The sequence below is a fragment of the Polynucleobacter sp. AP-Melu-500A-A1 genome (assembly GCF_018882125.1).
In the GTDB taxonomy this organism is placed as follows: domain Bacteria; phylum Pseudomonadota; class Gammaproteobacteria; order Burkholderiales; family Burkholderiaceae; genus Polynucleobacter.
Genome location: NZ_JACVOZ010000001.1, coordinates 349,499 through 372,186 on the forward strand (window position 1 = coordinate 349,499; position 22,688 = coordinate 372,186).

At 43.9% G+C, this 22,688-nt stretch carries 29 protein-coding genes and 1 tRNA gene; 23 read left to right on the forward strand and 7 right to left on the reverse strand.

The window, feature by feature from the left end; genetic code table 11:
• Window positions 1-16: 16 nt before the first annotated feature.
• Genes hisH through tatC form a run of 11 tightly spaced genes read left to right on the forward strand, consistent with a single transcriptional unit; the run spans window position 17 to window position 5,679 of the window.
• The gene (gene hisH / locus ICN38_RS01905; RefSeq protein ID WP_216254330.1) at window positions 17-676 is read left to right on the forward strand and encodes an imidazole glycerol phosphate synthase subunit HisH; all 660 of its coding nucleotides are present in this window, start codon (window positions 17-19) and stop codon (window positions 674-676) included.
• 20 nt (window positions 677-696) lie between these two features.
• Window positions 697-1,458, forward strand: a complete 762-nt coding sequence (hisA, locus tag ICN38_RS01910) for a 1-(5-phosphoribosyl)-5-[(5-phosphoribosylamino)methylideneamino]imidazole-4-carboxamide isomerase (RefSeq protein ID WP_216254335.1) — start codon at window positions 697-699, stop codon at window positions 1,456-1,458.
• Window positions 1,458-2,228, forward strand: a complete 771-nt coding sequence (hisF, locus tag ICN38_RS01915; protein ID WP_216254338.1) for an imidazole glycerol phosphate synthase subunit HisF — start codon at window positions 1,458-1,460, stop codon at window positions 2,226-2,228. Before hisA ends, hisF begins: the two co-directional genes overlap by 1 nt.
• Window positions 2,229-2,237: 9 nt before the next feature.
• Window positions 2,238-2,633 carry a phosphoribosyl-AMP cyclohydrolase gene (gene hisI / locus ICN38_RS01920; protein ID WP_216254341.1) on the forward strand — a complete coding sequence of 132 codons (396 nt, stop codon included), beginning with the start codon at window positions 2,238-2,240 and terminating at the stop codon, window positions 2,631-2,633.
• Between the two features lie 56 nt (window positions 2,634-2,689).
• A complete protein-coding gene (locus tag ICN38_RS01925; protein ID WP_216254344.1) occupies window positions 2,690-2,947 on the forward strand; it encodes an antitoxin in 258 nt (85 codons plus the stop codon).
• The gene (locus tag ICN38_RS01930; protein WP_255562667.1) at window positions 2,947-3,339 is read left to right on the forward strand and encodes a type II toxin-antitoxin system VapC family toxin; all 393 of its coding nucleotides are present in this window, start codon (window positions 2,947-2,949) and stop codon (window positions 3,337-3,339) included. The genes ICN38_RS01925 and ICN38_RS01930 overlap by 1 nt, the downstream gene beginning before the upstream one ends.
• A 15-nt stretch (window positions 3,340-3,354) precedes the next feature.
• Complete coding sequence (locus ICN38_RS01935) at window positions 3,355-3,759, forward strand: phosphoribosyl-ATP diphosphatase (protein WP_216255186.1); 405 nt, start codon at window positions 3,355-3,357, stop codon at window positions 3,757-3,759.
• Window positions 3,760-3,762: 3 nt separating this feature from the next.
• The gene (locus ICN38_RS01940) at window positions 3,763-4,119 is read left to right on the forward strand and encodes a histidine triad nucleotide-binding protein (RefSeq protein WP_216254349.1); all 357 of its coding nucleotides are present in this window, start codon (window positions 3,763-3,765) and stop codon (window positions 4,117-4,119) included.
• 16 nt (window positions 4,120-4,135) lie between these two features.
• Complete coding sequence (tatA, locus tag ICN38_RS01945; RefSeq protein ID WP_216254352.1) at window positions 4,136-4,369, forward strand: Sec-independent protein translocase subunit TatA; 234 nt, start codon at window positions 4,136-4,138, stop codon at window positions 4,367-4,369.
• A gap of 37 nt (window positions 4,370-4,406) precedes the next feature.
• Window positions 4,407-4,883, forward strand: a complete 477-nt coding sequence (gene tatB / locus ICN38_RS01950; RefSeq protein WP_216254354.1) for a Sec-independent protein translocase protein TatB — start codon at window positions 4,407-4,409, stop codon at window positions 4,881-4,883.
• A gap of 7 nt (window positions 4,884-4,890) precedes the next feature.
• Window positions 4,891-5,679, forward strand: a complete 789-nt coding sequence (gene tatC / locus ICN38_RS01955; RefSeq protein WP_216254360.1) for a twin-arginine translocase subunit TatC — start codon at window positions 4,891-4,893, stop codon at window positions 5,677-5,679.
• On the opposite strand, the gene ICN38_RS01960 is transcribed toward tatC, so the two are convergent.
• Window positions 5,658-7,136, reverse strand: coding sequence for a sel1 repeat family protein (locus ICN38_RS01960; protein WP_216254364.1), 1,479 nt, complete (start codon window positions 7,134-7,136; stop codon window positions 5,658-5,660). The two genes, tatC and ICN38_RS01960, sit on opposite strands and share 22 nt — an antisense overlap.
• A 209-nt stretch (window positions 7,137-7,345) precedes the next feature.
• Here ICN38_RS01960 and ICN38_RS01965 point away from each other — a divergent pair, with 209 nt between their 5' ends.
• The 5 genes from ICN38_RS01965 (at window position 7,346) to ICN38_RS01985 (ending at window position 11,964) form a co-directional block, all read left to right on the forward strand.
• Window positions 7,346-8,569 (forward strand): porin, encoded by a 1,224-nt coding sequence (locus tag ICN38_RS01965; protein ID WP_216254368.1) that lies wholly within the window; start codon window positions 7,346-7,348, stop codon window positions 8,567-8,569.
• A 241-nt stretch (window positions 8,570-8,810) separates the two neighbouring features.
• The gene (locus ICN38_RS01970) at window positions 8,811-9,719 is read left to right on the forward strand and encodes an amino acid ABC transporter substrate-binding protein (protein ID WP_216255188.1); all 909 of its coding nucleotides are present in this window, start codon (window positions 8,811-8,813) and stop codon (window positions 9,717-9,719) included.
• Between the two features lie 3 nt (window positions 9,720-9,722).
• A complete protein-coding gene (locus ICN38_RS01975) occupies window positions 9,723-10,511 on the forward strand; it encodes an amino acid ABC transporter permease (RefSeq protein ID WP_216254370.1) in 789 nt (262 codons plus the stop codon).
• An 11-nt stretch (window positions 10,512-10,522) separates the two neighbouring features.
• Window positions 10,523-11,191, forward strand: a complete 669-nt coding sequence (locus tag ICN38_RS01980) for an amino acid ABC transporter permease (RefSeq protein ID WP_216254373.1) — start codon at window positions 10,523-10,525, stop codon at window positions 11,189-11,191.
• Window positions 11,192-11,229: 38 nt separating this feature from the next.
• On the forward strand, window positions 11,230-11,964 hold the full coding sequence (locus ICN38_RS01985; protein WP_216254377.1) for an amino acid ABC transporter ATP-binding protein: 735 nt from the start codon (window positions 11,230-11,232) through the stop codon (window positions 11,962-11,964).
• Window positions 11,965-11,967: 3 nt separating this feature from the next.
• Here the strand turns inward: ICN38_RS01985 and ICN38_RS01990 are convergent, their stop codons facing one another.
• Both ICN38_RS01990 and mscL read right to left on the reverse strand, forming a co-directional pair.
• Window positions 11,968-13,146 (reverse strand): Do family serine endopeptidase, encoded by a 1,179-nt coding sequence (locus ICN38_RS01990; protein WP_216254381.1) that lies wholly within the window; start codon window positions 13,144-13,146, stop codon window positions 11,968-11,970.
• 3 nt (window positions 13,147-13,149) lie between these two features.
• Window positions 13,150-13,572 (reverse strand): large conductance mechanosensitive channel protein MscL, encoded by a 423-nt coding sequence (gene mscL / locus ICN38_RS01995; protein ID WP_216254386.1) that lies wholly within the window; start codon window positions 13,570-13,572, stop codon window positions 13,150-13,152.
• Window positions 13,573-13,707: 135 nt separating this feature from the next.
• On the opposite strand from mscL, the gene petA reads away from it, so the two are divergent.
• The 6 genes from petA to ICN38_RS02025 all read left to right on the forward strand — a co-directional run bounded on the left by petA (window position 13,708) and on the right by ICN38_RS02025 (window position 17,783).
• A complete protein-coding gene (petA, locus tag ICN38_RS02000) occupies window positions 13,708-14,310 on the forward strand; it encodes a ubiquinol-cytochrome c reductase iron-sulfur subunit (protein ID WP_216254389.1) in 603 nt (200 codons plus the stop codon).
• 10 nt (window positions 14,311-14,320) lie between these two features.
• Window positions 14,321-15,721: a cytochrome bc complex cytochrome b subunit gene (locus ICN38_RS02005; RefSeq protein WP_216254392.1), complete on the forward strand. Its 1,401-nt coding sequence runs from the start codon at window positions 14,321-14,323 to the stop codon at window positions 15,719-15,721.
• A gap of 41 nt (window positions 15,722-15,762) precedes the next feature.
• Window positions 15,763-16,536, forward strand: coding sequence for a cytochrome c1 (locus tag ICN38_RS02010; RefSeq protein WP_216254395.1), 774 nt, complete (start codon window positions 15,763-15,765; stop codon window positions 16,534-16,536).
• Between the two features lie 105 nt (window positions 16,537-16,641).
• Window positions 16,642-17,253, forward strand: coding sequence for a glutathione S-transferase N-terminal domain-containing protein (locus ICN38_RS02015; protein ID WP_028819209.1), 612 nt, complete (start codon window positions 16,642-16,644; stop codon window positions 17,251-17,253).
• 29 nt (window positions 17,254-17,282) lie between these two features.
• Window positions 17,283-17,690, forward strand: a complete 408-nt coding sequence (locus ICN38_RS02020; protein ID WP_216254398.1) for a ClpXP protease specificity-enhancing factor — start codon at window positions 17,283-17,285, stop codon at window positions 17,688-17,690.
• A gap of 17 nt (window positions 17,691-17,707) precedes the next feature.
• Window positions 17,708-17,783: transfer RNA gene (locus ICN38_RS02025), tRNA-Thr, on the forward strand.
• A gap of 62 nt (window positions 17,784-17,845) precedes the next feature.
• On the opposite strand, the gene ICN38_RS02030 is transcribed toward ICN38_RS02025, so the two are convergent.
• Together ICN38_RS02030 and ICN38_RS02035 are read right to left on the reverse strand one after the other, a co-directional pair.
• The gene (locus ICN38_RS02030; protein ID WP_216254401.1) at window positions 17,846-18,799 is read right to left on the reverse strand and encodes an amidohydrolase family protein; all 954 of its coding nucleotides are present in this window, start codon (window positions 18,797-18,799) and stop codon (window positions 17,846-17,848) included.
• 20 nt (window positions 18,800-18,819) lie between these two features.
• Window positions 18,820-20,145 carry an MFS transporter gene (locus ICN38_RS02035; RefSeq protein WP_216254405.1) on the reverse strand — a complete coding sequence of 442 codons (1,326 nt, stop codon included), beginning with the start codon at window positions 20,143-20,145 and terminating at the stop codon, window positions 18,820-18,822.
• A gap of 166 nt (window positions 20,146-20,311) precedes the next feature.
• Between ICN38_RS02035 and ICN38_RS02040 the strand changes: the two genes are divergently transcribed.
• On the forward strand, window positions 20,312-20,896 hold the full coding sequence (locus ICN38_RS02040) for a phasin family protein (protein ID WP_216254408.1): 585 nt from the start codon (window positions 20,312-20,314) through the stop codon (window positions 20,894-20,896).
• A 99-nt stretch (window positions 20,897-20,995) separates the two neighbouring features.
• Here ICN38_RS02040 and rmuC read toward each other — a convergent pair whose 3' ends face one another.
• Together rmuC and grxD are read right to left on the reverse strand one after the other, a co-directional pair.
• A complete protein-coding gene (gene rmuC / locus ICN38_RS02045) occupies window positions 20,996-22,270 on the reverse strand; it encodes a DNA recombination protein RmuC (RefSeq protein WP_216254411.1) in 1,275 nt (424 codons plus the stop codon).
• Window positions 22,271-22,286: 16 nt separating this feature from the next.
• Window positions 22,287-22,595, reverse strand: a complete 309-nt coding sequence (gene grxD, locus ICN38_RS02050) for a Grx4 family monothiol glutaredoxin (RefSeq protein ID WP_216254414.1) — start codon at window positions 22,593-22,595, stop codon at window positions 22,287-22,289.
• Between the last annotated feature and the right edge of the window lie 93 nt (window positions 22,596-22,688).

Genomic DNA, 22,688 nt, shown 5'->3' on the forward strand with positions numbered 1-22,688 from the left:
AGACAATAGGCTAACTTTGGCGCAAACAATTGCGATCGTCGATTATGGAATGGGTAACTTACGTTCTGTATATCAGGCATTTCATCATGTTGCGCCTGATGACAATGTACTCATTGCGCACAAACCCGAAGATATACGTACAGCAAATCGTGTGGTCTTGCCTGGTCAAGGTGCTATGCCTGATTGTATGAAGCATCTACAAGAGTCTGGTTTATTAGACGCCTTACTAGAGGCCTCAAAAAGTAAACCCCTTTTGGGAGTGTGTGTTGGCGAACAGATGCTCTTTGATCAAAGTGCAGAAGTGCGTTCTGGTCAAGAGCAATGGACAGCTTGTTTGGGTTTGATCCCGGGTGAGGTACGTCGCTTTGATTTAGCTGGCCAAAAACAGGCTGACGGTTCGGCTTATAAGGTTCCCCATATGGGCTGGAATCAAGTTCGCCAAGATTGTAAGCACCCACTTTGGGAAGGTATTCCGGATTTAACGAGTTTTTACTTTGTCCATAGCTACTATGTAGTGCCGCAGCGCAAGGAAGATATCGCTGGCTCAACTGAATATGGCGATTGGTTTACTTCTGCGGTGGCGCGAGGTAATATTTTTGCAACACAATTTCATCCAGAAAAAAGTGCGGAGTACGGTTTAAAGCTTTATAAAAATTTTGTTTCTTGGCAACCTTAATTTATTACTAACACCTCTCTATGCTGCTCATTCCTGCAATTGATCTAAAAGATGGCCACTGTGTTCGATTAGAGCAAGGTGACATGGATAAAGTCACGGTTTTCTCTGAAGACCCTGGTGCTATGGCAGCCCATTGGATTAGCAAGGGTGCACGTCGTTTGCATCTGGTAGATCTGAATGGTGCGTTTGCAGGCAAACTAAAAAATGAATCTGCTATCAAATCTATTTTAAAAGCAGTGGGCGATGAAATTCCGGTGCAACTTGGTGGCGGTATTCGTGATCTTGAAACCATTGAACGTTTGCTAGATGATGGCGTTAGTACGGTCATTATTGGTACTGCAGCTGTTAAAAATCCAGGCTTTGTACAAGATGCTTGCACGGCGTTTCCAGGGCAAGTCATGGTTGGTTTGGATGCGCGTGATGGCAAGGTGGCAACCGATGGATGGAGCAAGATAACGGGTCATGAAGTCATTGATCTCGCGAAAAAGTTTGAAGATTGGGGTGTTGAAGCCATTATTTATACGGATATTGGTCGTGATGGCATGCTCAAGGGCGTCAATATCGAAGCCACGATTAAATTGGCTCAAGCTATTCGAATTCCAGTTATTGCCAGTGGCGGCTTATCTAACAATCAAGACATTGAGGCACTTTGTAGGGCGGAGGAAGAGGGTGTAATGGGAGTAATTGCTGGGCGCTCCATTTATGCTGGTGACCTTGATTTGGCAAGCGCCCAAAAATATGCTGATGAGTTAACTCTCAAATATGCAAAGAAAATGATCTAGTGTTAACGAAAAGAATTATCCCTTGCCTTGATGTCACAGCAGGGCGTGTAGTCAAGGGCGTGAACTTTGTTGCCCTACGCGATGCGGGTGATCCCGTGGAGATTGCCAAACGTTATGACACCCAAGGTGCAGACGAACTTACTTTTCTCGATATCACTGCGACGTCCGATGGTCGTGATTTAATTTTACACATCATTGAAGATGTTGCGTCCCAAGTGTTTATTCCGCTCACTGTTGGTGGTGGCGTGCGCGCAGTGGCAGATGTGCGTCGCTTACTCAATGCAGGTGCTGACAAAGTGAGCATGAATTCCTCGGCCGTTACTAATCCCGATTTAGTCTCTGATGCAGCAGCCTATTACGGTTCACAATGTATTGTGGTAGCGATTGATGCTAAGCAAACTGATGCGGGTCATTGGGAAGTGTTCACCCATGGCGGTCGCACAGCCACTGGTAAAGATGTTGTGGAGTGGGCCACAGAAGTTGCTTTGCGTGGTGCCGGTGAAATTTTATTAACCAGCATGAATCGTGATGGTAGTAAAGATGGGTTTGATTTAGCGCTTACCGCTGCCGTCAGTGATGCAGTTACAGTGCCGGTCATTGCATCTGGTGGTGTTGGTAACTTGCAGCATTTAGTGGATGGCATTACTAAAGGCCATGCCGATGCAGTGTTGGCTGCCAGCATCTTTCACTATGGTGAATACACCGTGCAACAGGCAAAGGAATATATGGCATCACAAGGTATTCCTGTCCGCATTTCAGAATCGCGGTAAAGTTAATCTATGAGCACATTTACCCCTATTGCATCTTTGACAGTCGGCTCCTGGCTGGATGCTGTCGCCTGGAATGAACAGGGATTGGTTCCTGTCATTGCGCAAGAGGTTGGCAGTAAAGATATTTTGATGATGGCTTGGATGAATCGCGATGCTTTATTGGCAACCTTGCGTTTAGGCGAGGCAGTGTATTGGACACGCTCTAGGCAAAAACTGTGGCACAAGGGTGAAGAATCTGGTCATACTCAAAAAGTGAAAGAAATTCGCTTAGATTGTGATGGCGATACGATTGTCTTGATGGTTGAACAAAAAGATGGCATTGCTTGTCACACTGGGGAGCATAGTTGCTTCTTTAGGCAATGGGATAGCGGAATATCTAATTGGGTAAAAATCACCAAAGACTGACTTGAGTTGATTTGATAGATGGTATATACTTTGATATATATCAAGGAGCTCAAGCGATGGGTCAAACTGCAAAAATTTTTATGAACGGGCGGAGTCAAGCTGTACGTTTGCCTGCAGAATTTCGCTTTGAGGAGCGAGAAGTATTTATTAGACGCGATCCCAGCACTGGAGACCTTATCCTCTCACGTAAACCAGATAACTGGAGTGACTTTTTCTCAGCACTTAACCAGACCGATGTTCCAATAGATTTCTTGAGTCCCCAAGATCGTAATCAAGGGGCACAAAATCGCGATCCTTTGGATGGGCTGAAGTGATGACATACATGTTGGACACCAATACGGTAAGCCATTTTCTGAGACAGCATCCAAATGTCACTAAAAGAATTACCAGCCTCCCTTTGGATAGTCTATGCTTATCAGTAATTTCTGAGGGAGAATTGCGTTACGAATTAGCGCGTAAACCTGATGCAAAAAATCTCCATAAAGTTGTACAAGAATTTTTAAAAAGAGTTGATGTGCTAGCCTGGAGTAGTGATGCAGCCCAGCACTATGGTAATTTGAGGGCGGAGCTTGAGGCTAAAGGCGCTAGCCTTGGAGCACTTGATATGCAGATAGCTGCTCATGCATATTCAATAGGTGCCACCTTAGTAACGAATGATCAGGCTTTTAAAAGAGTCAAAAAATTGAAAGTTGAAGATTGGACATAGTTGTTCAAAAAAGTAATGATGAATAACAGTAATAAAGTTCCTAAAAATTTAGATTCCGCGTTCGCACACCTGGCCGATGTTGTTGACCAGCGCCGTGATGCATTCAAAGCCGGTCAGGCAGACCCTAAAACTTCTTACACCGCCTTACTCTTTTCCAAAGGGGATGATGGCATCCTGAAAAAGATTGGGGAGGAAGCTACTGAAGCTGTCATGGCGGCTAAAGATGTGCGTAGCTCTAATCTAGCCCCTGAGCAAAAAAAGCTGTTTGTGGGTGAAATGGCAGATTTATGGTTTCACTGTTTAATTGCCTTGTCTCAATTCAATTTGCGCCCTGAAGATGTGATTGAGGAATTAGACCGTCGCTTAGGCACCTCAGGAATTGAGGAAAAAGCTGCTCGCAAAGCCTCTGGCAAGGAATAAGTCATGACTCATGATCCCAATTGCCTGTTTTGTAAGATTTCCCAAGGTTTGATCCCGTCACAGAAAGTATACGAAGACGAAGAAATCTACGCATTTAAAGATATCAATCCCGCAGCTCCAGTACATTTCTTGATGATTCCAAAAAAACATATCCCCATGTTGGAGTCAGCGGAAAGCATAGATACCCCATTGCTAGGTAGAATGATGGAATTAGCGCCCCGTCTTGCCAAAGAGCAAGGCTGCCGTCCTGGCAAGGATGGTGGCTTTAGGTTAATGGTAAATAATGGTGCAGATGGAGGGCAGGAGGTTTATCACTTGCATTTGCATGTGATGGGCGGTCCGCGCCCCTGGAATAAATAATCCAAGGAGATTCAGAATGGGCTCATTTAGCATTTGGCATTGGTTAATTGTGTTGGTCATCGTGATGTTGGTGTTTGGCACTAAAAAATTGCGAAACATTGGCCAAGACTTGGGCGGTGCTGTAAAAGGTTTTAAAGATGGCATGAAGACATCTGAAGAATCTAAAGATCAAACAGCTGAGCAACTTCAACAAACTGCTGCTTCTGCAGATAAGACTGTTGATGTACACGCTAAAGATGTAAATAAATAATTGCCATTGCGCAGATAGAAATTCATGCGGTTCTTAAATGATTGATCTTGGAGTTTCAAAACTTGCGCTGATTGCAGTAGTGGCATTAGTTGTAGTGGGACCTGAGCGTCTACCCAAAGTAGCACGTATGGTCGGCAATTTGTTTGGCCGCGCTCAACGCTATATGGCCGATGTCAAATCGGAAGTCAATCGCCAAATGGAGATTGAAGAATTTAAAAAACTCCGAGAAGAAAGTGCCTCAGCATTTAAAGAAGTTGAAAACACTATTCATTCAACTGTTCAAGAGGCTGGCACGCATCTGAGCGATCAAGCAGATATTTTTGAAACCACTTTTGAAAAACCGCCGCTTGATGAGCAGGAGGTTTTGCGTAAAACAAAACGTCAAGGTCGAAGCAGTTGGGGAGTGCGGCGTGCAGCCAGACCGGTTTGGTTTAAACGTTCCGCAGGCATTCGTACTCGTGTGCAATCAGGCGCAGCCAGAATGAAGCGCTTTCATCACACAGTAGGTAAATAATTCATTCATGACGCAGAACAATCCCGCTGAAGATTCAGGCTTACAAGAATCATTCCTCTCGCACCTTTTTGAGCTTCGCGATCGCGTTATTAAATCTGCCTTAGCCATTATTGCGGTCTTTTTATGTTTGGTGTATTGGGCACCTGAAATCTTTCATTTATTTGCGCAGCCGCTATTAAAAGCATTACCTGCTGGTGGCAAGATGATTGTGACGGATGTCACCGGTTCATTTTTTGTGCCAATGAAGGTGACCATGTTGGTGGCATTCTTAATTGCACTGCCAGTGGTGATGTATCAGATCTGGGCATTTATTGCGCCAGGTCTTTACCTGCATGAGCGTAAATTGATTTTGCCTCTGGTAGTGAGTAGCTATTCCTTATTCATCATTGGCATGGCGTTTGCCTATTTCTTGGTATTCCCAACAGTCTTTAATTTCATGGCAAGCTATAACGAGCCCTTAGGCGCGGAGATGTCTACGGATATTGATAACTATCTCAGCTTTGCCATGACGACTTTTTTAGCCTTCGGAATTACTTTTGAAGTACCAGTGGTAGTGGTTGTCTTGGTCCATATGAAAATTGTGACTCTAGCTAAGCTCAAAGAAATTCGCCCTTATGTCATTGTTGGTGCTTTTGTGATCTCCGCAGTGGTAACCCCACCAGACGTTCTGTCCCAATTGCTCTTAGCAGTGCCAATGACCTTGCTATATGAACTCGGATTACTCATTGCGCGTTTATATGTCCCCAAGCCCTCTGAGGATGAATCCACAGATCCTCAGGCTAGTTCAACGTCTTGATTCGCGAGATTCTTTGAGAAGCTTGTAGCAAGCCACTGGGTAACCCGATCAAAGCGATAGCGTCGTTGGCGTAAATTACCCTCAATGTCTAATTCAGATCCGGCAAAGGTCTTACCTGCAGCAAGCAGTGCGCGGCGCTGTTGGATCGTTTCAATTTGAATCAATCTTGGCAGAATCTTTGGCAGCTCCCAGCGAATATCTACCACTACACAATGCTCGTGTTGAAGTTGACCAACATCGGATAGCAGTAATTCTGCTTTGCTGAAATTAAACTGATTGGCGATGATGAGTCGATGACACATCAAGATCCAATCTACATCGAGTTTGTGTTCGGCATGATGATTTAAGGCTTGTTCAGCGTAATACGCTAAATCGCGCCAATCATTTTGTTTCGGATCAGGGCAGCTCTCTAAAATTTTCGAGAGCAATTCTTTTGCTTCTGCTACACCTTGTTGGTGTGCGTGCCATACCCAATAAGACGCTTGGAGCCCTCGAACTTTTTCATCGAGCTTTTCACGTTTACGCCACAAATTAGCTGCCTTACGAAATTGCGCTTGTGGATGAGCTAAGTCAGCAGCACGATCGATACAACGATCACTTTCAGCAGCGTTGTATCCAGAAAATTGTGGACGACGATAAATTTCTCCAAGCGCATACCAAGCGTCACGATCCCCATCTTTAGCAGCAAGCTCTAACCAGTACGCAGCTTTTTTAAGGGAGGCATTTGATTTAGAGAGCTTGGCATTATCGGGATCAGTGCTGACATCATCTAGCTGTGCAAGACGCAGACCCAAGGCCAACCTTGCGCTAGTAAGGCCTAATTCAGCTGCTTGGGCTAGCGCATCTTCATTTTGATTTTCAATCCACGAGCCCCAGAGTGAAGAGAGTGCCTCATTCTTTGGTTGCAATTTGATGAGCAGTTCTTTTGCCAGAACCGAATGCGATGTTTCACTTTCGGCAATCTCTTGTAAATATTGCTTAGCAATTTTTTGCAAACCTACAAAATCTAAATGGGATATTTGCTCGACGGCACTAGTGTTTTGTTTTCTAAGCCAATCTGCCAACTCTGATTGGGTTGCGCTGTATTGCGGGTTAATCATTAAATTGGCTAATTGCCATTTGGCAGAAAGTTGGGCATCAGAAGCTTCCTCTTTCATTGAAATACCCCAAAAAGTATTCCAGCCAAATTGAAAAGAGGGTGAATTAAAAGTCTCAATGAGCGGAATTACCGCTACTTGCGCCCAAAGTTCCAAGATTTGGGCTTGATTGGAGCCATTTTCTTTAAGTCCTTGATTTTGAATAGAAATATAGGATTTTTCCAACCAAATTAAGGCATTAGCAGGCTGAATCGGGGTTTTAAACTCACCAGTTAGGTAAGCTGAGGCCAGTTTTTGTTGCGCTAATACATCACCCATTCGAGCTGAACTAAGGATTTTTAAGAATTCGCGGCTTGCCATGTGACAATTTTGGCATTCAAAGGTCAAAAAAGACAGAAAACAGTGCTCTTGTTGCCGTGATACAACGAAGAAAGCCAAAAAACTACCTTTTGACAAGCAAAAACAACTCCTAATTACCCTGACCACGGGATTGGGCAAGCAAAACAAGCAAAATTCGTAAGTCCCAGTTTTATTTGGGCATTACTTTTCAATTTATGGAGATTTACAGAATGAAAAAATCGCTATTAGCAGTTGCAGCGTTGACAGCATTTGCTGGCGCAGCACAAGCACAATCCAGCGTAACCGTTTACGGTTTATTGGATGCAGGCTTGATCGGAGCAAATGAGCAAGTTAACGGTGGTAAAAAAGGCCAAGTTAAACAAACTGGTAATGCATTCGGTGCTAACGCTGAATCTACAAGCCGTTTGGGTTTCAAGGGTACTGAAGATTTGGGCGGCGGTAAGTCTGCATTCTTCACAGTTGAAGTTGCTTTGGCACCTAACGGCGACCAAAACTACTCAACAAGTGCTTCTGCAAACCGTCAAACTTTCGTTGGTTTGAAGCAGAATGGCCTTGGTTGGGGCGCGTTTGGTACTCAGTACACAAACATCCACACTCAAGTTGCAGCAACTGATCCAGGCGCTACAAACAACGTTGGTGGTAACGTAATTTATGCTACTTCTACATTGCCAGGTACTTCAGTTGGTTCAGGTACAAACGGTAACGTTGATGCCTACACATTGCGTATCGGTAACACATTGTTCTTGGCTTCAGATTCTTTTGCTGGTTTCCAGGGTAACCTTGCTTACACCTTAAACGCTTCTAGCGCTACAGAAACACAAAATACTCCTGCTGGAACTGGTTACACTGGTGGTGCAGTGAACAAAACTGGTTGGCAAGCTGGTTTGAACTACACATTAAGCAAGTTCTATGCAACAGCTAACTTCCAGTCTTTCAAAGTTACTAATCCTTGGACAGCTACAACTGCACAAGTTGCCGTTGGTGGTGTTGGTGCAGCAGTTGGCGCGCCAGTTCTCATCGGTGCAGGTAATGCAGCACAAGTTGGTTCAAACGACAAGTCTAACCAAGGCTACGTAGCTGCTACGTATGACTTCGGTATCTTGAAGGCATACGCTCAGTGGGTCACACGTAAGGATACTTCTGTAATCAATCCTCTCGCCTATGTTAAGCGTCAAGCTCAACAGATCGGTGTTCGTTCTTACATCACTCCAACAGTTGAAGGTTGGGCTTCTGTAGGTAATGGTAAGTACACATACTTCGGCGCTTCAACAAGTGCTACTGTAAACGGTTGGCAAGCTGGTTTGAACTACTACCTCAGCAAGCGTACAAACTTGTACGCAATCTACGGTGGTACAAATACATCTACCTCTGCTTACACAAACTTGAGCTACGGTCAACAGAACTACGCTTTGGGCGTACGTCACACTTTCTAATTTGATGCTAGCGTAAGCTAGTGTTGAATTTAAAAGTAAGCTTTAAATTAAACCCACCGTGGAAACACGGTGGGTTTTTTTACTACTAAATTCTAATAAGATGACAATTGCCTAGAAGTGTAGATAATGCTAGATTGAGGCATAAATGACACTTATCGCCATTTGTTGATTATTGGTAGTCAAGAGTACATAAAAGCGCTGTTTATTTACCCCCTTACATAATTGGAAGAGCCCTATGAAAATGAAAAAATTGAGTCAAGTTTTAGCTTTGACAGCCCTCGTGACAATTTCAGGCGCAGCCGCTGCTGCAAGTGCCACAATGGACAAAATTAAATCATCGGGTGCCGTTACTATGGGTGTGCGTGAGTCCTCAATTCCGATGTCCTACACCACTGGTGACAGTCGCTTTGATGGATATCAGGTTGAAGTCTGCCGCATGATTTTGGGCGATATTAAAGACAAATTGGGCATGAGCACCTTGCGTATTAATTACCAGCCAGTCACATCCCAAAACCGAGTACCTTTAGTGCAAAACGGTACAGTAGATATTGAGTGTGGTACAACCACAAACAATGCAAACCGCGCCAAAGATGTTGGTTTCGCTAATACCCTTTACGTTGAAGAAGTGCGTATTGCGGTTAAAGCAAATTCAGGCATTAACTCTATTTCACAATTAGCAGGTAAAAAGGTAGCGACTACTACCGGTACAACTTCAGTACAGTTATTACGTAAACATGAAAAAGCCAATGGCGTGAACTTTGATGAAGTCTACGGTAAAGACCATGCTGATAGTTTCTTGCTCTTGGAATCTGGTCGCGCCGATGCATTCGTAATGGATGGTTCAATTTTGGCGGGTAATATTGCTAATGCTAAAAATCCAAAAGATTTCAAAATTGTTGGTGAGGTTTTGAGCACAGAACCAATTTCCATTATGGTTCCTAAAAATGATCCAGAATTCAAAGCTGCTGTAAATGCTGCAATTGCTAAGATTGTTGCAAACGGTAAAATGCCAGCACTTTGGGACAAGTGGTTCTTAAAGCCAATTCCACCAAAAAATATTGTTGTTGGACTTGAGTTATCTCCTGCTACCAAAAATGCTTGGGCTAATTTAAATGACAAGCCAGCAGAAGATTACGTACAGAAAAAATAATTTATGGCTTTAGATTTAGGTGTCTTTTGTAAAAGCACCTTAGACGGAGAAGTAGTAGATCACTGCTTCTCCTCATTATTTGGGCTTGGTCAAAATGCCGATCCAAGTTACTTAGATTGGCTGATGACCGCCTGGGGTTGGACATTGGCAGTTGCTGGCCTGGGACTTTCTATCGCTCTGGTAGTGGGCGCTGTCATAGGTACATTACGCACCCTTCCTGATACTGGACGAGCCAGCAGGCTACTAGTACGTTTTGCTACCGCTTGGGTAGAGTTATTCAGAAATATCCCGGTCTTGGTTCAGGTATTTCTTTGGTACCACGTGATTCCCGCATTTATTGTGCCTTTGAAGTTATTACCCTCTTATTGGTTAGTAAGTATTGCCTTGGGTTTTTATACTTCAGCACGTATTGCAGAGCAAGTAAGGGCTGGTATTCAGTCTTTGCCAAGCGGTCAACGTGCTGCAGCTACCGCCTTAGGTTTAACCACCACCCAAACTTACCGTTACATCATCTTGCCAATGGCTCTGCGAATTGTGATTCCACCATTGACTTCAGAGAGTATGAATGCGGTAAAAAATTCTTCTGTAGCGTTTGCGGTCTCAGTGCCCGAGCTCACCTTGTTTGCGATGCAAGCACAAGAAGAAACCTCTCATGGTGTCGAAATTTATTTAGCGGTTACTGCGCTCTATGCACTCTCTGCGTTCGGGGTAAACCGAGTAATGGCAGTCATCGAAAAGAGAAGTCGCATACCCGGCTTTATCACTGCATCTAGCGATGCTGCAGCTCATTAAATGGATCTGATATGTTTAGTCTAGATCTAAGTTTCTACAACTGGGAATTATTCACCGGATACATCCTCAAGGGCTTGCTATTTAGTGTGCAGTTGACTGTCATCGCAACCATTGGCGGGATTGTGGTGGGCACCTTCTTAGCCTTAATGCGTTTATCTGGACGCCCATCTTTGGTCTACCCAGCGACGATTTACGTCAATACCATGCGTTCGATTCCGCTGGTGATGGTGATTCTTTGGTTCTTCTTGCTCATTCCGATGCTGATTGGCAAACCCATTGGGGCTGACCTGTCAGCAACCTTGACTTTTATTGCCTTTGAAGCCGCTTTCTTTTCAGAGATTGTGCGCGCGGGCATTCAGTCGGTACCCAAAGGACAAGCCTATGCTGGAGAGGCTTTGGGTATGACCTATGGTCAAAATATGCGTCTAATTGTTTTACCCCAAGCATTTCGCAACATGATCCCCGTGTTTATGACGCAAACCATCATCTTGTTCCAGGATACTTCCTTGGTATATGCCATTGGCGCTTACGACTTGCTCAAAGGCTTTGAGATTGCGGGCAAAAATTATGGTCGCCCCATTGAGACTTATATCTTGGCAGCAGCAACGTACTTTGTCATTTGTTTTTCGCTATCAAAAATTGTTCGTAAGATTCAAGCTAAAGTTGCGATCATTCGCTAATATATTTTTCTATTATTGCTACAGACTACAAGACCATCATGATTGAACTTCAAAACGTTTCGAAATGGTATGGCTCCTTTCAGGTTCTGACAGATTGCAGCACCTCAATCAATAAAGGTGAGGTAGTGGTGATTTGCGGACCATCAGGCTCTGGTAAATCAACACTCATTAAAACGATTAATGCCCTAGAACCTTTTCAGGCTGGGGAAATTATGGTTGATGGCATCAATTTGCACGATCCCAAAACCAATCTTCCAAAATTGCGTTCACGCGTGGGGATGGTATTTCAAAATTTTGAATTATTTCCCCACTTAAGTATTACTGAAAACCTAACGCTTGCTCAAATCAAAGTGTTAGGACGCTCAACTGATGAGGCTAAAACCCATGGCTTGAAATATCTTGAGCGAGTGGGTTTGATTGCACAGAAAGATAAATACCCAGGTCAACTTTCTGGCGGTCAACAGCAACGTGTGGCAATTGCTCGTGCTCTAAGTATGGATCCAATTTTGATGTTATTTGATGAACCTACTTCTGCATTGGACCCAGAGATGGTTGGTGAAGTCTTAGATGTCATGGTGAAGTTGGCCAATGAGGGTATGACGATGTGCTGCGTCTCGCATGAGATGGGATTTGCGCGCAAAGTAGGCAACCGGGTAATTTTCATGGACCAAGGCCGAATTCTGGAGGATTGCAGCAAAGACGAATTCTTCGGCAATCCAGATGCACGCTCATCCAGGGCGAAAGACTTCTTGTCTAAGATTCTGTCGAACTAAATCCTAGCCTGGCATTTTAGGTTTAGGCCTTTTTCCGATGCTGACCTTAAGCTCTAGTTCTTTTCCCTTGCGCAAAACCTTGATAGTGGCCTCATTGCCGGGCCCAAGCTGTGCAATTTGATTGAGTAGCTGTCTTACATCTTTGGTGGACTGATTATTCACTGCAATGAGGACATCCCCAGGCTTCGCGCCACCACGTTCTGCTGGCCCTCCCTCAAGGACTCCGGAGAGTATTACCCCCTCAATATTGCCTGCTAATCCTAAAGACTCTGCAAGCTCCTTAGAGAGGTTCTGAGGTTCAACTCCAATCCATCCACGCGTTACAGAGCCATTATTCAAAATGGATTCCATTACTTGTTTAGCTAAGTTGACGGGTATCGCAAATCCAATACCCATTGATCCACCATTGTTAGAAAAGATCGCGGTATTGATACCAATCAGATTACCGCGTGTATCAATGAGTGCGCCACCAGAATTTCCTGGATTAATTGCCGCATCCGTTTGAATAAAATTTTCAAATGTGTTGATGCCCACATGGTCACGCCCCATGGCGGAAACAATTCCTGAGGTAACAGTTTGACCAACGCCAAATGGATTTCCAATTGCAAGTACTACATCGCCCACATGAACAGAATCCATTTTTCCGAGTGTGATGGGGGTGGGTAAATTTCTTGCTTCAATCTTTAAAACAGCAATATCTGTTTCTGGATCGCTACCGATTACTTGTGCTTTTAATTTACGCCCATCAGTTAATGCCACATCAATATCACTGGCATCGCTAATGACGTGATGGTTTGTCAAAATAATTCCTTCGGGGCTGACTAATACCCCTGAGCCCAGGCTGGAGCTGGGTTCCTCATCTGGTGGCTGATCACCAAAGAAGAATTTAAACAAAGGGTCTGCAGAGTTACCGTTATTTCCTTTGCGAGATTTTGATTTGCTTGCAGCTTTGCTCGTGAAAATATTGACCACTGCAGGCATCGATTTTTTAACAGCCTCATGATATGAGCCAGGGCTGATGCTACCGCCGTCATATGCGCCTTCTCTTAAGGTAATGCTATCGACAAGAGTACTGCTCTGTATGCCATAAAGCCAACTTGGTTTGAGAATCATCACGATAAACCAGGCAGCCAGAAAAATGGTGACTACTTGTGCAAATAGAATCCAAAGCCGATTAAACATAATTTATTTTTTCAAGCTATCGCGAATTTCACGCAACAACACAATATCTTCCGGCGTTGGTGGTGCAGGCGGTGCGTCGATGATCCGAATTTTATTGACGATTTTGATCATTTGAAAAATGACAAAAGCCAAGATAATGAAATTGATCGAAATGGTAATGAAATTGCCATAGGCAAAAATAGGAACCCCAGCCTTTTTGAGGGCATCGAAGGTTCTAGGGACACCCTCAGGAATTCGACCAAGGACAATAAAGAGGTTGGTAAAGTCAATATGACCACCCAAAAGGGTAGAAATGACCGGCATAACGATGTCATTTACCAGGGAATCGACAATTTTTCCAAAAGCCCCACCAATAATCACGCCAACTGCCAAATCAATCACATTGCCCTTGACGGCAAAGTCGCGAAACTCCTTTAAAACACCCATAATTACCTTCCTTTTTGTCTGTAAACGGATTAACCAAAGATTAACCCCATAACTTTCTTGCTTACCCCACTTTTTACTTTAAAATCCTACCTTTAAGCAATTTCTACCCATAAATACCCTTTTAGGAATTTGTAAATGAGTGACAAGCCCAGTATGGACAAAGATCGCCGTAAATGGCTGATCGCCACATCGGCAGTTGGTGGCGTAGGCGCAGCTGCAGCCCTTTACCCTTTTGTGGACAGTTTTGAGCCCTCCGAGCGTGCTAAGGCTGCTGGAGCAGCTGTTGAAGTTGATATTACTGGTATGAAACCAGATGAAATGCGCATGGTTGAATGGCGCGGTAAGCCTGTATGGGTTGTGCGTCGCACCCCAGAGCAGGTCGCAGAATTATCAAAAATTGATGGTGAATTAGCTGATCCAAATTCACTGCGTGACCCGGCTCAATATACGCCTCCTTACGCCCAAAACCAATGGCGCTCAATCAAGCCTGAGTATTTTGTAGTAGTGGGTATTTGTACCCACTTGGGATGCTCTCCAACGCCTAAATTCGAGGCTGGTGCGCAGCCTTCATTACCTAATACTTGGCCAGGTGGCTATCTTTGCCCATGCCATGGCTCCACCTTCGACATGGCAGGCCGTGTCTACAAAAATAAACCAGCCCCAGACAATCTTGAAGTGCCGCCACACATGTATTTGAGTGATACCAAGATTCTCGTTGGCGATGATAAGAAAGCCTAAGGAGAGATAAATGGCATTTCACGAAAAAGAAGTTCCAGCAAACGCATCTTCAGCAGAAAAGCTAATGGCATGGGTTGATTCACGTTTGCCTGTTACAGACGCATTTAAACGTCACATGAGCGAGTATTACGCTCCAAAGAATCTGAATTTTTTCTATATTTTTGGAGCGCTAGCTATTGTTGTTTTGGCTATTCAGATTATTACCGGTATTTTCTTGGTCATGAACTATAAGCCAGATGCTGCCAAAGCATTTGAGTCAGTTGAATACATCATGCGTGAGGTTCCTTTCGGATGGCTTATACGCTACATGCACTCCACTGGCGCTTCCATGTTCTTCGTCGTTGTATACATGCATATGTTCCGCGGATTGATCTACGGTTCCTATCGCAAGCCACGCGAATTGATTTGGATTTTTGGATGTGCAATCTTCTTGTGCTTGATGGGCGAGGCCTTCTTTGGTTACTTGCTGCCATGGGGACAAATGTCCTATTGGGGCGCACAAGTAATCGTGAACTTGTTCTCCGCAATCCCATTCATTGGCCCAGACCTTTCTTTGTGGCTGCGCGGTGACTATGTGGTTGGTGATGCAACCCTAAACCGTTTCTTTGCATTCCACGTGATTGCAATTCCATTGGTGTTGATTGGTTTAGTTGCTGCCCATATTCTTGCCTTGCATGAAGTTGGCTCAAATAATCCAGACGGTGTTGAGATTAAAAATACGGTTGATGCTAAAGGGATTCCTTTGGATGGCATTCCATTCCATCCTTTTTACAGCGTTCATGACGTGATGTATCTCGGTGGTTTCTTGATTATTTTTGCTGCAATCGTATTCTTTGCCCCGGAAATGGGCGGATATTTCTTAGAGGCCAATAACTTCATACCAGCAAATCCATTTGTAACGCCAACGCATATTGCACCGGTTTGGTATTTCACGCCGTTCTACTCGATGTTGCGGGCAACTACCACTAACTTCCTATTGCCCTTATGGATTTTCTTGGCAGTGATTTTGGGGATGTTTGCTTGGAACACTAAAGACCTCAAAGTCAAAGGCGCATGCGTTGCTATTGCCCTTGTATTGGCTGGCGGCTTCTATGTTTTGGATGCGAAATTTTGGGGTGTTGTGATCATGGGCGGTTCAGTGGTGATCCTATTCTTCTTGCCATGGCTTGATTACTCGCCTGTGAAGTCGATTCGCTATCGTCCACAGTTTCATAAATATATTTACGGCATCTTTGTCGTGACCTTTGTGATTTTGGGTTACTTGGGTATTCAGCCACCATCCCCAACATTTGAAAAGATTTCTCAGATTTGCACTATTTATTATCTGGGCTTCTTCTTGGCAATGCCGTTCTGGAGCAAGCTTGGTACTTTCAAGCCAGTCCCAACACGCGTTACTTTTGAGTCCCATTAATTTAAGCCTGAGATATCAGCAAAGAGAAATTAGGAACTAGTATGAAACGAATTTTGCAAACTTTGATGGGCCTCTGCCAAGCAACCGTTTTGGTTGCTGCTCTTGGTTTTGGCTTAAATGCCAATGCCAATGAAGGTGGCTTCCCATTGGATAAAGCACCAGATCGCGTAAATAGCAATGCGTCTTTACAAAATGGCGCCAAGATTTTTGTGAATTATTGCTTGAACTGCCATGCTGCTGCCAGCATGCGTTATAACCGTTTGCGCGATATTGGCTTAACAGATGAGCAAATTAAAGATAATTTGATTTTGACAGATGCAAAAGTGGGTGATTTGATGACTGTCTCGATGTCACCTAAGGATGCTAAGGTATGGTTTGGTAAAGTCCCACCGGATTTATCGGTTGAGGCACGTGCTCGTGGCACAGATTGGCTTTATACCTACTTCCGTACTTTTTATAAAGATGATGATCGTCCAACGGGATGGAATAACTTGGTATATCCAAACGTAGGTATGCCACACGTACTTTGGCAGCTGCAGGGTGAGCGTGCTGCTAAGTTTGAGGATCGTAAAGACCCGCATGACGAGAGTAGAACAGAAAAAGTATTCGTAGGCTTTGAGCAACTTACCCCAGGCACCATGAAGCCGCAAGAGTATGACGATAACATTGCTGATTTGGTTGCCTTCTTGTCTTGGATGGCTGAGCCAGTTCAACTGGAGCGTAAACGCCTTGGCGTTATAGTGCTCTTGTTCTTGGCACTCTTTACCCTCTTTGCATGGCGCTTGAATAAAGCGTATTGGAAAGATATTCACTAAAGCAAAGTACGGGCGCCAGAGTTGACGCCCAGCATTAGAAGATATTAAAGCCGCTGTTTGTTGTGCGTTTGTTGTATTGAAGTAGAAATTTAAGGAAATAAATTTATGATGGTGTTGTACTCGGGTACTAATTGCCCATTCTCGCAACGCTGCCGTTTGGTGCTTTTCGAAAAAGGCATGGATTTTGAGATCCGTGATGTGGACTTGTTTAACAAGCCAGAAGACATCTCGGTAATGAACCCTTATGGCCAAGTTCCAATTTTGGTTGAGCGCGATCTCATTTTGTATGAATCAAACATCATCAATGAATATATTGACGAGCGTTTTCCTCATCCACAATTGATGCCGCCTGATCCTGTTGCACGCGCACGCGCACGTCTCTTTCTCTTTAATTTTGAGAAAGAGTTGTTTGTGCATGTTGCAGCATTGGAAAATGAAAAAGGCAAAGCTGCTGAAAAGACCCATGAGAAAGCACGTTTAGCTATTCGTGATCGTTTGACTCAGCTTGCGCCTATTTTTGTTAAGAATAAGTACATGTTGGGCGATGAGTTTTCAATGTTAGACGTAGCGATTGCACCATTGTTATGGCGTCTTGAGCACTATGGCATTGATCTGTCTCGTAATGCTGCTGCTCTACTGAAATACGCTGAGCGTATTTTTAGCCGACCTGCTTATATCGAAGCATTAACACCTTCTGAAAAGGTGATGCGCCGCTAAGCAATTAAAGCGGTTCATCACAGTTCAGCATGTCTGACGTTCCAAGTAATAAACCCTATCTAATCCGTGCCCTACATCAGTGGTGCACGGATTTTGGTTTTACTCCCTTCATTGCTGTTTTTGTGGATGCTAGGGTAGAAGTGCCTATGGAGTTTGTAAAGAATAATGAGATTGTTTTAAACCTCTCTCTTGAGGCATGCCATCAGCTCCAACTGGAAAATGACTGGATCAGTTTTCAGGCAAGATTTGGTGGTATTCCAAGAAAGATCATGGTGCCGGTAAGCCATGTACTGGCAATTTACGCTCGGGAAAATGGCCAAGGGATGTCATTTCCCTTTGATCCTGCGCAAGCTCGCGATTTACACGTGGCAGATTCAAAAGATCAGGCTCCTGAAAAGCCCACAACCCCAAGACCATCCTTAAGGATTGTGAAATAGGCTAAAATATTGTCATTGCCCCTTTAGCTCATCTGGTAGAGCAACTGATTTGTAATCAGTAGGTGGTCTGTTCGAGTCGGACAAGGGGCACCAAAATCAAAAGGCTTCTAGGTTAATAAACTTAGAAGCCTTTTTCTTTAGGGCTACTTCCCAAGTTATTTTTTGAGCGAAAAGATGCGTATAGCATTCTTATTGGCTACTTTTTCCATTGTTACTGGAGAGAGATAAGGCAAAACATTGCCTCTCAATTCAGCAATGATTTCAGAATAGGCTGCATCAATTCCGCAGCAAGGATCTGAGCCTAACAATACTTGGTCTGGATATGTTTCGATGAACTTTATCCAATTGCGATACAGGCCACCCGAATCAAATGCGTGCGGTGATCTGGGGATATTGAGAAGATTTACATGGACCGCTCCCAGGCTTGATAATTCACAGACGATATTCTTACGTTTGCTCAGTATGGCAGCCGGGTTATCTGTATCTTTTGTGCTAAGGCAGTGAGAAAGCACTGTAGTGGTATTTGGAAAGTCGGTGGATAAATTTAGGATATCTTTTTCAAAATCGCCATCAAACTCCGCATGGATTTGCACGAAGCCTCCATATCGATTGGCGATTTCATAAAACTTACGCATGGCCGGATTATCAGTTCTGATGCTGCGGCGAATTCTTGGAGGGCCACTTGAATGATTGTCGGTATGAAATTCACCAAAACCTTTAATTTTTCCTTCTTTAAATAGTATTTCTGAGCGAGCGTATAGATCCTTAAAGGTTTCATTCTCGGGATCAATTAGTCCACTTCTACCATCTTTAAAAAATACCTTAAAGAATTCTGGTTGACCAACAGCTGGAATATATCTATTCCCTAGCTCAGCCTGTACATCTTCTCGATAGTCACCAACTGCGCCACCCCACATTACCCCATTGGCATCCATCATTTCCCGCCACCATTTAGCTGAGCGCGGGTTTTGCCGATACGTATGCATGTGAACATCAGCTATAGGTACTATTTTTGCTAATTCGATAGATTGGGGATTTGGTTGTGCGTAGCCCCATCCTGAAAGCATCAACATGAGAATGTATAAGACTTGTTTAGTAATGATGTGCATTGAGCGAGATTTGCTTTGAATTAGTGATGTAAGTTTGTCTTATGCGTTTCCGGTAGATAAAGCAGGGCAACAATCGCTCCACACGCTAAGAAGATAGTCGGGTACCAAAGACCGGCGACATCACTGCCCCATGTTTGATTGAGCCATGTCACGATCAGAGGTAATAAGCCACCAATCCATCCTGCTGCCAGATTGTGTGGAAAGGTGGCAGCACTGTTTCTGGTCTTGGCTGGAAAGAGTTCAGCTAGCAGCGCAGTTTGTGGGCCTACTACCAGGGCTAGAGCAAGCGATAGGCAGGTGAGTACCAGCACAATCATGATGAGATTGGATGTTTGCCCAAATTGCATCAGCAGTTGATAGGCTGGATGAATACAGATTGCTCCCAGAAATAAGCCACTCACCACAACTGGCTTTCGGCCAATCTTGTCAGATAACCAGCCTGCAAATAGCGTTAAAGGAAATAGGGCTAAGGTTGCATAAATGCTGAGCTCATCAACAAGCTGCGGCGCAAGCTTCACTGAAGTTTTGAGAAAGATGGCTGTATACACCTGTACTGAAAAGAAGAGCACTGCTCCACCAGCAGAAATGCAAAAGAAGAGTAAGAACATGCGCTTACGGGTATGCGCGTCTTTGAAGTTGTGTAACAAAGAATTTTTTACTCTCTCATTACTCTTGTTCAGCTCAAGGAATACAGGCGTTTCTTCTAATGCCATGCGTGCTTTAACAGCAATGATCAGCAGCACAATGGAAACCCAAAAGGGCACGCGCCATCCCCACGATAAAAATTCTTCGTTAGTGAGGTAGTGGCGCAAGAGGGCAATTTGCAGGGTAGAAAATAAAATACCCAATGGCCCCATCAATTGCAAAAAGCTAGTTTTAAATCCCCGATATTGATCACCGGCATGTTCTGTTAAATACACTGCGCTTCCACCAATTTCACCACCAGCAGACAGTCCTTGCATGAGACGTAAGCTCACTAACAAGATTGGAGCCCAAATACCAATCTGGGCATAACTGGGCAAAAAGCCCACGCTGACAGTGGCCAGCCCCATCAGGGCAATCGTGATCATAAAGACAGGCTTACGGCCAATACGGTCGCCCATAGAGCCAAATAGAGCTGCTCCAATGGGCCGCACTACCATTCCAACCCCAAATGTTGCTAGGCTGGCCAGCAGGCCGGCATTGGGATCACTAGAGGGAAAGAATAAAGGCCCAAAAATCACTGCCAAAGTAGCAAAGGTTAAAAAGTCATACCACTCTAAAAAAGTACCAAAACAGGCTGCTACAGCTACTTTTCGGTAAGAATGTGCAGAATTTATTGATTGTAAGTTACTGATTTTATTCAATTTAATACTTTATTAGTAAATATATATTGCATAGCAGCAAAAAGTTCTTGCATTGTCATATTGCTTCAGTTAAAGTTTCATGGTGCAGTGCAATATTTAAGGTACATGAATTCTCCTTAAATGCACTTAATTGACTAGTTGTACCACTTAATTACTGGAGAAATACATGAACCAAGATCAAATCACCGCTAAATTGTCCCAAATGAACAGCAAAGGTCTCGAGACTTCTTTTTCTTTAAGCGAAGCTGCTTTAGAAAATGCTCAGAAATTGGCTGAATTGAATTACGCTGCTTCTAAAGATGCATTGGTAAATGCTCAAGACGGTATTCAACAAGTGTTGACTGCTAAAGACCCAAAACAAGTTAATGAACTTTTGAGCGCTGAATCTTTGCAAGCTGCTGGCAATCAAGCTGCTGCATATCAAAAGAAAGTATCTAAAGTATTGCGTGATGGTAATAAAGAATTTGCAAACGTTGTTGATGCAAGCATCGATCATTTACAAAATGGTTTCCAAGACTGGATCAACACTGTAGCTGCTAACGCACCTGCAGGTTCTGATGTATTTGTATCCTCTTTCAAAACTGTATACGGTAGTGCATTGCAAGGTTTCGAGCAGTTCCGCGCTGCTAGCAAAGAAGCATTTTCAACTGCAGAAAAAACTGCTGACCAAGCAATCGACGCTGTTCAAGGTCAGATCGCTCAAGTGAAGAAAGCTGCTACACCTGCATCACGTAGCCGTAAAACTGCTTAATTCACTTTTATAAGTGATTTGTAGTTAAGTAATACTCTTAAAAGAAAACCCCGCTTAGTGCGAACTAGGCGGGGTTTTTGTTTTACTCAAGCGAGAGTTTTATTCTGGATCTGCTGCTGATTCGATCAAAGGTACAGATAAATTCTTGCTGGGCTTAACGCCTAGCTCGCGAACTTTCTCAGCTGAGCGAATAAGATTACCTTTGCCGCTCTTGAGTTTATTAAAGGCATCGTGATAACTGGTTTGTGCTTGATCCAAACGTTGGCCTAGTTTCTCTAGGTCATCTACAAAGCCAACAAACTTATCGTAGAGATTGCCACATTGTTTGGCGATTTCTAATGCATTGCGGTTTTGGTGATCTTGCCTCCACAGGTGGGCAACGGTCCGCAAGGTAGCCATTAAAGTGCTTGGACAAACCAGCACAATATTCTTTGCCAGAGCCTCTTGATAGAGGTTGGGCGCCGTCTTTAGTGCTAACAAGAATGCTGGCTCGATGGGTACAAACATCAAAACAAAGTCCACAGAGCCAATGCCATACAAGGAGCTGTAGTTCTTTCCAGAGAGGCCTTGGATATGCTGACGAATAGATTGAATATGGGCTGCCAGCTCCTGCTCTGCTACTGCGGGGTCAGTAGATTCTGCATGCCTTGCATAGGCGGTAATAGAGACTTTGCTATCGACCACCAGGCTTCTACCTTCAGGAAGTTTTACGACAACGTCAGGCTGAAGACGGGATCCATCGATTTGGGTATGACTATCTTGTACTAAGTATTCTTCACCTTTGCGCAAGCCCGAAGATTCCAAAATAGACTCTAAAACCAATTCGCCCCAGTTACCCTGAACTTTAGAGTCGCCTTTTAAGGCTTGAGTCAAAGAGCGTGTTTCATCAGACATGCGCAGATTGAGATTGGCAAGACGCTCAATCTCGCTTTTGAGAGCAAATCGTTCTCTAGCTTCATTGCCATAAGAAGTGCTGACTTGCTCTTTAAATTCCGTCAATTTTGTTTGTAGAGGCTTGAGTAGAGCATCTAAGCTGGCAGCATTTTGTTCAGTGAAGCGCTTGGATTTATCTTCCAGGATTTCATTGGCTAAGTTTTTAAATTGACTAGTCAATGCTTCTTTAGCTTCATTAAGTGATTCAATTCTGCCCAAGCCTTGCTTGCGTTCAGAGTCTAATTCTGCCTCTAAGCGAATAGCATTTTGTAGTGCTTGATCGCGCTCGGAGCGCAAGCTAATAGCTATAGCAGATTCTGTTTGTACTTGTAGTTCAGTGCGCGCAAGGGCTGAGCGTAAATTCAGCGCATAAACTAAAAGGCCTACACAAAATCCAAATGGTAGGCCAAATAGTAGTAGAGAGCTTAGATCAAAAGTCACAGCGGCAATGCAAAAATTAAGCTTGTACTAACTTTTGCAATTCACCTGATTCAAACATTTCAGTAATGATGTCAGAGCCACCAATAAATTCCCCGTTGATATAGAGCTGAGGGATGGTTGGCCAGTTCGCAAATTGCTTGACGCCTTGGCGAATGGCTTCATTCTCTAATACGTTTACGGTATGCAACTTATCAACACCGCTCGCACGGAGGATATTGATGGCATTTCCTGAAAATCCACACTGGGGGAACTGGGCAGTACCTTTCATAAATAAAACCACAGGATGGCTTGTCACGATTTCTTTAATTTGAGCTTGTGTATCCATAATTTCTTTCCAGAAGAGCAGTATTTTGATTAACGCGTCTTTATAAATCAACGCATACCCAATTTTAAGACTTTATCCCAAAAAGGGTTATTC

Coding starts and splice junctions, on each gene's coding strand:
- hisA (WP_216254335.1), top strand. CDS start 697: ATGCTGCTCATTCCTGCAATTGATCTAAAAGATGGCCACTGTGTTCGA.
- hisI (WP_216254341.1), top strand. CDS start 2,238: ATGAGCACATTTACCCCTATTGCATCTTTGACAGTCGGCTCCTGGCTG.
- ICN38_RS01925 (WP_216254344.1), top strand. CDS start 2,690: ATGGGTCAAACTGCAAAAATTTTTATGAACGGGCGGAGTCAAGCTGTA.
- ICN38_RS01930 (WP_255562667.1), top strand. CDS start 2,947: ATGACATACATGTTGGACACCAATACGGTAAGCCATTTTCTGAGACAG.
- ICN38_RS01935 (WP_216255186.1), top strand. CDS start 3,355: ATGATGAATAACAGTAATAAAGTTCCTAAAAATTTAGATTCCGCGTTC.
- ICN38_RS01940 (WP_216254349.1), top strand. CDS start 3,763: ATGACTCATGATCCCAATTGCCTGTTTTGTAAGATTTCCCAAGGTTTG.
- tatA (WP_216254352.1), top strand. CDS start 4,136: ATGGGCTCATTTAGCATTTGGCATTGGTTAATTGTGTTGGTCATCGTG.
- tatB (WP_216254354.1), top strand. CDS start 4,407: ATGATTGATCTTGGAGTTTCAAAACTTGCGCTGATTGCAGTAGTGGCA.
- tatC (WP_216254360.1), top strand. CDS start 4,891: ATGACGCAGAACAATCCCGCTGAAGATTCAGGCTTACAAGAATCATTC.
- ICN38_RS01960 (WP_216254364.1), bottom strand. CDS start 7,136: ATGGCAAGCCGCGAATTCTTAAAAATCCTTAGTTCAGCTCGAATGGGT.
- ICN38_RS01965 (WP_216254368.1), top strand. CDS start 7,346: ATGAAAAAATCGCTATTAGCAGTTGCAGCGTTGACAGCATTTGCTGGC.
- ICN38_RS01970 (WP_216255188.1), top strand. CDS start 8,811: ATGAAAAAATTGAGTCAAGTTTTAGCTTTGACAGCCCTCGTGACAATT.
- ICN38_RS01975 (WP_216254370.1), top strand. CDS start 9,723: ATGGCTTTAGATTTAGGTGTCTTTTGTAAAAGCACCTTAGACGGAGAA.
- ICN38_RS01980 (WP_216254373.1), top strand. CDS start 10,523: ATGTTTAGTCTAGATCTAAGTTTCTACAACTGGGAATTATTCACCGGA.
- ICN38_RS01985 (WP_216254377.1), top strand. CDS start 11,230: ATGATTGAACTTCAAAACGTTTCGAAATGGTATGGCTCCTTTCAGGTT.
- ICN38_RS01990 (WP_216254381.1), bottom strand. CDS start 13,146: ATGTTTAATCGGCTTTGGATTCTATTTGCACAAGTAGTCACCATTTTT.
- mscL (WP_216254386.1), bottom strand. CDS start 13,572: ATGGGTGTTTTAAAGGAGTTTCGCGACTTTGCCGTCAAGGGCAATGTG.
- petA (WP_216254389.1), top strand. CDS start 13,708: ATGAGTGACAAGCCCAGTATGGACAAAGATCGCCGTAAATGGCTGATC.
- ICN38_RS02005 (WP_216254392.1), top strand. CDS start 14,321: ATGGCATTTCACGAAAAAGAAGTTCCAGCAAACGCATCTTCAGCAGAA.
- ICN38_RS02010 (WP_216254395.1), top strand. CDS start 15,763: ATGAAACGAATTTTGCAAACTTTGATGGGCCTCTGCCAAGCAACCGTT.
- ICN38_RS02015 (WP_028819209.1), top strand. CDS start 16,642: ATGATGGTGTTGTACTCGGGTACTAATTGCCCATTCTCGCAACGCTGC.
- ICN38_RS02020 (WP_216254398.1), top strand. CDS start 17,283: ATGTCTGACGTTCCAAGTAATAAACCCTATCTAATCCGTGCCCTACAT.
- ICN38_RS02030 (WP_216254401.1), bottom strand. CDS start 18,799: ATGCACATCATTACTAAACAAGTCTTATACATTCTCATGTTGATGCTT.
- ICN38_RS02040 (WP_216254408.1), top strand. CDS start 20,312: ATGAACCAAGATCAAATCACCGCTAAATTGTCCCAAATGAACAGCAAA.
- grxD (WP_216254414.1), bottom strand. CDS start 22,595: ATGGATACACAAGCTCAAATTAAAGAAATCGTGACAAGCCATCCTGTG.